The sequence below is a fragment of the Mesorhizobium sp. M7A.F.Ca.AU.001.01.1.1 genome (genome assembly GCF_004022735.1).
Lineage (GTDB): Bacteria > Pseudomonadota > Alphaproteobacteria > Rhizobiales > Rhizobiaceae > Mesorhizobium > Mesorhizobium ciceri.
In genome coordinates, this window is sequence record NZ_RZPF01001257.1 from 1 (window position 1) to 811 (window position 811).

Consider the following 811-nt stretch of genomic DNA (forward strand, 5'->3'; position numbering starts at 1 on the left):
CATCAGGGCGCGTCCGACATGCTTGCGCGTATCGCCACCGAAGATGCCGCACAGCCGGTCGACGACGAAGTCGATGCCGGCCGCCTCGCCGGCCGCCGACATTTCCCAGGCGAAATCGCCGCCGACGAACCCGACCATCAGGTCAAGGTCGAACGGGAAGCACAGGAAATAGATGTCGTGCCTGGCCATCCGTTCGATCAGCAGGTCGTCGAAAGGCTGCAGCCCGAGCCTTGTGCCCGATATTTCGACCGGCAATTTGGTCAGCATGCCCATCGGCAGGTCGAAGAAGGCGCCAAAATGGGTGTCGGGCAGGGCCGGCGAGAACGCGATCTCCTCGAAGGCGAGCACCGCCGGCGAAGCGGTCACGATCACCGCTTTGGCGCGGACGGTGCCGCGATCGGTGACGCAGGCGACGCCGGGCACGTCCCACAGGATCTTACGCACCGGCGTCGACAGTTCGACCGGCACGCCGGCGCCGAAACGCGCCACCAGCGCGCCAAGGCCCTCCTTGCTGAAGTAGTTCGGGTCGAGATCGGCGGCGGCTTGGAAGTCCAGGATCGAGATTTCGTCCTCGTCGGCGCCGAAATCCATCGGCCCGGCGAAGGTGGCGGCGGCGCGCGGCGCATGGCCTTTTGCCAACAGCGCCGAAAGACGATCGTCATCTCCGTCCTTCACTTCATGCCTGGCCAGCAGTTCGAACAGCTTTGCGTCGGCGGCCTTCATGTCGGCTTCTTCCGCTTCGCTCGCCTTGCGCTCGCGGTAGTAGAGATGATCGACATTCATGTCGTGATGATGCAACGTCCAGCCTGCC

General features: G+C 64.5%; 1 protein-coding gene. It reads right to left on the reverse strand.

The genetic code is table 11. The features are described from left to right. The coding region (locus tag EN884_RS37490) for an FAD-dependent oxidoreductase (protein WP_128361206.1) at positions 1–811 on the reverse strand (811 nt) is incomplete at both ends.